At 63.6% G+C, this 6,784-nt stretch carries 6 protein-coding genes; 4 read left to right on the top strand and 2 right to left on the bottom strand.

What is annotated here, in order from left to right:
* Nucleotides 1-162: 162 nt before the first annotated feature.
* Together AC1DMG_RS18255 and AC1DMG_RS18260 are read right to left on the bottom strand one after the other, a co-directional pair.
* Nucleotides 163-882, bottom strand: a complete 720-nt coding sequence (locus tag AC1DMG_RS18255) for a tetratricopeptide repeat protein (RefSeq protein ID WP_441603203.1) — start codon at nucleotides 880-882, stop codon at nucleotides 163-165.
* A gap of 255 nt (nucleotides 883-1,137) precedes the next feature.
* Complete coding sequence (locus tag AC1DMG_RS18260; protein WP_441603202.1) at nucleotides 1,138-1,332, bottom strand: hypothetical protein; 195 nt, start codon at nucleotides 1,330-1,332, stop codon at nucleotides 1,138-1,140.
* A 484-nt stretch (nucleotides 1,333-1,816) separates the two neighbouring features.
* Here AC1DMG_RS18260 and tviB point away from each other — a divergent pair, with 484 nt between their 5' ends.
* From tviB to AC1DMG_RS18280, 4 genes are all read left to right on the top strand, one after another.
* On the top strand, nucleotides 1,817-3,094 hold the full coding sequence (gene tviB / locus AC1DMG_RS18265) for a Vi polysaccharide biosynthesis UDP-N-acetylglucosamine C-6 dehydrogenase TviB (RefSeq protein WP_477180864.1): 1,278 nt from the start codon (nucleotides 1,817-1,819) through the stop codon (nucleotides 3,092-3,094).
* 11 nt (nucleotides 3,095-3,105) lie between these two features.
* On the top strand, nucleotides 3,106-4,116 hold the full coding sequence (locus AC1DMG_RS18270; RefSeq protein ID WP_441603200.1) for an NAD-dependent epimerase: 1,011 nt from the start codon (nucleotides 3,106-3,108) through the stop codon (nucleotides 4,114-4,116).
* 102 nt (nucleotides 4,117-4,218) lie between these two features.
* Entirely contained in the window at nucleotides 4,219-5,877 is a 1,659-nt protein-coding gene (locus AC1DMG_RS18275; RefSeq protein ID WP_441603199.1) for a GMC oxidoreductase, read from the top strand.
* Between the two features lie 16 nt (nucleotides 5,878-5,893).
* A complete protein-coding gene (locus tag AC1DMG_RS18280; protein WP_477180865.1) occupies nucleotides 5,894-6,649 on the top strand; it encodes a 4'-phosphopantetheinyl transferase family protein in 756 nt (251 codons plus the stop codon).
* Nucleotides 6,650-6,784: the final 135 nt, after the last annotated feature.

Raw genomic sequence — 6,784 nt, forward strand, 5'->3', positions numbered from 1 at the left:
CGACAACCGTGATCGCGACGACTTTGCGTCGAACGACTTCACGCCGTCCAACGATTTCGATGACGGCAACGACGGTGGCTTCGACGACAACGGCTGGGCCTGAGCCTCGGCGTTGACGTCCATGAACGTAGGGAGCGCAGCCGGTCGTCGACTGGCTGCGCTCTACACCGCGTCTGTCTGGCTCAGTTTGCGCAGTTCCACGTGGCGTGACTGGCTCAACTCTTCACGCAATGCTTCGACGAAGTACCCCGGCGCCGTGGCAAGCACGCGCTGCAGCAGATCGCAGGCCTCGTCAATGCGCCCCTGTTCGGCCAGCACGGATGCCCAGCTGCACTGTCCTCTGTAGTCGCCCTTTTCGGCAGAGCGACGATACAACTCGCGGGCGCGCTCTGCGTCGGGCGCGGTCTCCCAGCCGTGTTCGTGATACTGACCGAGAAAATGCATGGCGCGACCGTGCCCGGCCTCGGCAGCCCGCGTAAACCACTCGAAGGCAGCGGCACGATCCGCGCGAATACCGCGACCGTTCGCCAGTAGGTGGGCGTAGTTGTACATGCCCCAGTCCAAGCCGTGTTCCGCCGATTCGCGGTACCACACGGCAGCCAATTCATAATCGGCACCGCCGCCCCAGCCGTTTTCCAGGCAGCGGCCCAGCATGTTCATCGCCATCGCTTCGCCTTGATGGGCGGCATGCTGGAACCAGTAACGCGCTTCGGCACCATTGCGTTCGCAGCCGATGCCTTCCAGATACATCTGCCCGAGCGCCAGTTGCGATGCGCGGTCGCCTGCGAGCGCCTGCACGCGCAGCATGGCGAAAGCGCGCGCGGGGTCGCACCTCAGCAGCTGTGGAAATTCATCGGTGGCACCGCCCTGTCGGTGACTCATTGGTGTGACCACGTACGCAGCAGATTGTTGTAGATGCTTTGGGCGAGCGCACCGGCATTGAGCATTTCGGGGAGGTGAAGCTGCATCGTGTTTCCCTGATCTCAACTTGCCGGACGCGCCCGATCACGATCAGCATGACCGTATCAGAAACTGGCATTTGCTGTGCGCAGGCCGACCCGTGCCGCAGCCACCGACGCGCAGAGTGCGCGTCGCAAGCCTTTTCGTTGTCGTCATGGTTCGCAAGGACCTGCGCGCTCAATGGATGAAGCGGTCGAAGCACTCGAACTCGCCGCGGAGAGTTTCCCTCGATGTCGCATGGCTGCATCCGGGAATGATCGTCTCGAGATCGCGGGTGTTGCAGCCATCGCCGACGTCGTGCTTCAGCGGCGCCAACGCCATGCCCCGGGAGCTGGCCATAAGGTGGATGGACGGCCTGGCCGGGAAGGCCACCAGACTCCTGGAGGTCGTGCCCGGTCCTTCGCACAGTCGAACGCCGGCTCCCAGAGGCCAGCCGGCCGTACCACCGACGGGTCGAGGACAACGAGCGACGCACCCCGTTTGGCGTCAGGCACGATCGTGCCTTCACGTTAACAAGACTGTGAATCATTCGCAATATCCTGCAAGAGTCTGCCGCATCACCCTCCGGTCACCCGCCTTGGCGGCCTTCCTTCCCTCGTGGCATCAGTCAGCACAAACGCATCGAGTGCGCCGGTTCACATCGGCACATACGCCATCCGATAAGCATCCTCTGGCCTAGCGGAAAACCACAGCGACCCTGTTAGCCTTTCGCCGCCTGCAGCGGTTCGTGCAACCACACCTGCCGCTGAGCGCATGCATCAACACAGGGGGCTGCACGTTCGTTCTCTAACGGGTGATCCATCGGATAACCTGCGGGTCGAATCAACGCCTCGCCAACGGACAGCGGAACAACGGCATGCAAAATCTGGAAGACACCAAGCTCGCCATTATTGGACTCGGCTATGTGGGCCTGCCGCTGGCAGTGGAATTTGGCAAGCATTACGACACCGTAGGCTTTGACATCAACCAACGCCGCATCGATGAGCTGAGCGCCGGCATCGACCACACGCKGGAAGTGAACCGCGAGGAGCTGGCGCAGTCGCCACGACTTCGCTTCAGCTCGCAGCTGGCGGACCTCGCCCACTGCAATGTCTACATTGTCACGGTGCCCACGCCGATCGATTCGGCCAAGCGACCGGATCTGACGCCRCTGGTCCGCGCCAGCGAGACCCTGGCCAAGGTGCTCAAACGCGGCGRCATCGTGGTGTACGAATCCACCGTGTATCCGGGCTGCACCGAGGAAGTCTGCGTGCCGCTGCTGGCCAAAGGCTCCGGCCTGGTGTTCAACCAGGACTTCTTTGCGGGCTACAGCCCGGAGCGCATCAATCCGGGCGACAAGCAGCACCGCGTGACCAGCATCCTCAAGGTCACCTCCGGTTCCACGCCGGAAACCGCTGATTTCGTCGATCGCCTGTACGGTTCGATCATCACCGCCGGCACCCACAAGGCCAGCTCGCTCAAGGTGGCCGAGGCGGCCAAGGTAATCGAGAACACGCAGCGCGACCTCAACATCGCGCTGGTCAACGACTTGTCGATCCTGTTCAACAAGCTGGGCATCGACACGTTGGAAGTGCTGCAGGCCGCTGGCACCAAGTGGAACTTCCTGCCGTTCCGCCCGGGCCTGGTGGGCGGCCACTGCATCAGCGTCGATCCCTACTACCTCACGCACAAGGCACAGGAAGTCGGCCATCATCCGGACGTGATCCTGGCCGGCCGCCGCACCAACGACAGCATGGGCCCCTATGTGGCCAGCGAAGTGATACGCCTGATGGTGCGCAAAGGCATCAATCCGGTGCGCGCGCGCATCCTGGTGCTCGGCCTCGCCTTCAAGGAGAACTGCCCTGACCTGCGCAACACGCGCGTGGTCGATATCGTGCATGCCTTGCGCGGCTATAACGCCGATGTCGACGTGCACGATCCCTGGGTCAATGTGGCTGAGGCAGAACACGAATACGCGCTCAAACCTATCGAAGCACCGAATAACGGCGACTACGACGCGGTAATCATTGCTGTGGGCCATCGTCAGTTCACGGCCCTGGGCGCCACCGGCATCCGCGCATTCGGCAAGTCGTCGTCGGTGGTGTATGACGTGAAGTACGTGCTGCCGCGTGAAGCGGTCGACGGCCGTCTCTAAGGAACTGCATCATGAAAGTGCTGGTTACAGGTACAGCGGGCTTTATCGGATCCCATGTCGCACAGCGTCTGCTGGAGCGCGGCGACGAGGTGGTGGGCCTGGACAACCTCAACGACTACTACGACGTCACGCTGAAGAAGGCGCGACTCGCCCGCTTTGCCGATCATCCAGGCTATACCCATATCCAGGCCGATCTGGCCGATCGCGCGGCGATGGAGCAGGCCTTCGCCGTGCACCGGCCGCAACGCGTGGTCCATCTGGCCGCGCAGGCCGGCGTGCGCTATGCGGCGGAGAATCCGCACGTCTACATCAGCAGCAACGTCACCGGTTTTCTGCACGTTCTGGAAGGCTGCCGCCATCACGGCGTGGAGCATCTGGTATTCGCTTCCACCAGTTCGGTGTACGGCGCCAATACGGCCATGCCGTTCTCCGAGCACAAGTCGGCCGAGCATCCGTTGACGCTCTATGCCGCCAGCAAGAAAGCGAACGAGCAGATGGCGCACAGTTATGCGCATCTGTATGGCATACCAAGCACCGGACTGCGCTTTTTCACGGTGTACGGGCCGTGGGGCCGACCGGACATGGCGTTGTTTCTCTTCACGCGCGCCATCCTTGCCGGCGAGCCGATCCGCGTGTTCAACCACGGCAGGCACAAGCGCAGCTTCACCTATGTGGACGACATCGTCGAAGGCGTGATCCGTACGCTGGACAAGGTGCCGCCGATCGACGAGCACTGGGACAGCAACCAGCCCGATCCGGCCACCAGCGGCGTCGCGCCGTATCGCCTGTTCAACATCGGCAACGAACGTCCGGTCGAACTGCTGCAGTACATCGAAGTGCTCGAATCATGCCTCGGCCGCAAGGCCATCATGGAGATGCTTCCGCTGCAGCCGGGCGACGTTCCTGACACCGAAGCCGATGTAACGGACCTGATACAGACCGTTGGCTATAGGCCGCAGGTGTCGGTAGAAACTGGGGTCGCCAACTTTGTACGCTGGTACCGCGAGTACTATCGCGTGTGATCGACTAAGGCCGCCAACAGTCCGGAGCGACTGCGCGTTGCGCCACGGACCAGATCCACGAATAACACTGTTGTGAAGAACGTGGATTCCTAGGGGGTTGGTGTGATCATCGACTACTTGAGCGACGTGCATCCCGAGGATGTCGAAGCCGACCTGTGCATCGTCGGCGCCGGCGCTGCGGGCATCGCCATTGCTCACAGTTTCATTGGGACGTCCGTACGGGTCTGCCTGCTCGAGAGTGGCGGCATGGGCGCGGAACAGCGCAACCAGGCCTTGTACGAGGGCAGCTCGGCCGGCCATGTCGACTTCGATCCCAGCACCTCGCGCATGCGGGTATTCGGTGGAAGTTGCAATCTGTGGGGCGGCGGCTGCATCACGCTGAGCAGCGATGATCTCAAGCCACGCGACTGGGTGCCCGATAGCGGCTGGCCGATCGGCTACGACGAACTCGAACCGTATTACGCACGCGCCCTCTCCTTCTGCCAGCTTGGCGACATCGGCTTTACCGAGGGCACATTCACAGCACCCACCGCGCGGCCGGTGCTGCCTTTCGACGACGACAAGCTGGTCAACCAGCTGTTTGCGCGCAGCGGCATCCTGTTTGGCGATGCCTACCGCGACGTGCTCGACGACGCGCCGAACATCCTGGTGCTGCTGCACGCCAACCTGATGGAGCTCCTGCCATCGCAGGATGGCGCGCGTGTGCGGGAAGCGGCCATCGGTTCGCTAGGGGGGCATCGCAGCAAAGTGCGGGCCCGCCACTACGTGCTCGCCTCCGGCGGTATTGAGAACGCGCGCCTGCTGTTGCTTTCCAACTCGGTGGTGCCCGAAGGCCTGGGCAACCAGCGCGACGTGGTCGGCCGCTATTTCATGGATCATCCCAGCGGCACGCTGGGCACGCTCACGGCCAAGCAGTCGCACCGCGTCACCGCACCCTACGAACGCCTGCACGGCAAGAACGCTCCCATGGCATTTCCGGAGATCGCGCTGTCGCCCGACTACCAACGATCTCAACGCGTACTCAATGGCCGCGTGCATCCGTTCGGTGTGGAAGGCCCGCTGCCGCGAGGTATCCGCGCCCTGCGGGAGCTGCGTTCCATCAAGCGCAAGCCGATGCAGGACGAAAACGCGCAACTGGAGGCCCTGCTGTCCTCGGCGCTGCGCAATGCGCCGGCATCGGAAGTGGTCGCCGCGCCAAACAACATCGGCCTTACGGCCTTGAAGCTGGGCCTGGGCATCGGCGACATCGCCAAGGCGGTGGTCCACAAGCTGACCGACCGTCCGGCGGTGCGCAACAGCCACGTCGAACTGGTCGGCTATTTCGAGCAGGCCCCCAATCGCGACAGCCGCATCACGCTGGGCGAGGAGACCGACGCCCTGGGACAGCGCAAAGTCTGCGTGGATTGGCGACTTACGCCGCTGGACCTCCATACCTATCGCACGTCGGCCAGCTTGTTCGGCAACGAACTGGCACGTCTGTGCAACGGCCATTTCGAACTGGCGCCCTGGCTCGCCGACCAGCACACCACGCCCGAAGTGCATGGGACGGCGCATCACATCGGCAGCACGCGGATGTCCGACGACCCAGGCAAGGGTGTAGTCAATCGGGACTGCAAAGTGCATGGCATGGACAACCTGCACATCGCGGGAAGCTCGGTCTTCCCCACCGGGGGCTGGGCCTTTCCCACCTTCACCATCGTGGCCCTCAGCCTCAGGCTTGCGGACGAGCTGCGAGCACTGCTGATGGCCGGCATCCTCTAAGGAAAGAGACAACGGAATGCACGCGACCATGCTTCGCCAGGCCACCTTTTCGCGCTTCACGCACCGCGTCGCGGCCTCGCTGCGCGCCTGCCGCTTCGCGCCGCCGAGTGCGGACGAGGCACGCGTCATCGTGTTCRACAGCGCCCCGTGGTGGCAGCTGCGCAACGAGGCAGCCAGTCTGCTGTCGCCTCCGGAAGCTGCGCGCGCCGTGCGCTTTCGCCACGCGCTGGACCAGGACACCTACACCATCGCGCATGCCTACTGGCGGGTGGCGCTAGGCATCACGCTGAACATCGATCCCGCGCTGGTGGAGCTGTCGCGCTCACCCAACGGGCAGCCCTTGCTGCCCGGCACCGGCCTGGTGACCAGCCTCAGTCACAGCGGCACCATGGTGGCGGTGGCGATCGCGCAAGGCGCAGCGGTCGGGGTGGATATCGAAGGATTCCCGCCGCGCACCAACCTCCATGACATCGCCGGCGTGCTGTGCACCCCGGCGGAAGCGGCGGCGATCGCCACACTGGACGGTGAGGCGCGCACGCGGGCACTGCTCGAACTGTGGACGCGCAAGGAAGCTCTGCTCAAGGCATTTGGGGTAGGTCTGCGCGTGCCACCGTCCTCGATCGACGCCGCCATCGGCGTCGGCATCGCGCCGCCCATCGGCATGACGGACGTGCCGCCCTGCCGTCTCTCTCCCTTGGCTATGCCGGTTGGCTGGGTGGGTGCACTCGCGCTCGCCGACGACATTGCACGCCATTCGTTGCACCAGGTCTGACTGCAGTTTTCGTCTGGTTTTGTGCGCTTTGCCGTGAGCGGACGGGTGGATGTAACAGCGCTGAGACAGCCGAACAGGCTGTGCCTTCGCTCCTCCGTAAGTTGCATCGACACCTATGAACGCGCCGCGATAGCC

This window comes from Dyella sp. 01N36 (assembly GCF_056399745.1).

Coding starts and splice junctions, on each gene's coding strand:
- AC1DMG_RS18255 (WP_441603203.1), bottom strand. CDS start 882: ATGAGTCACCGACAGGGCGGTGCCACCGATGAATTTCCACAGCTGCTG.
- AC1DMG_RS18270 (WP_441603200.1), top strand. CDS start 3,106: ATGAAAGTGCTGGTTACAGGTACAGCGGGCTTTATCGGATCCCATGTC.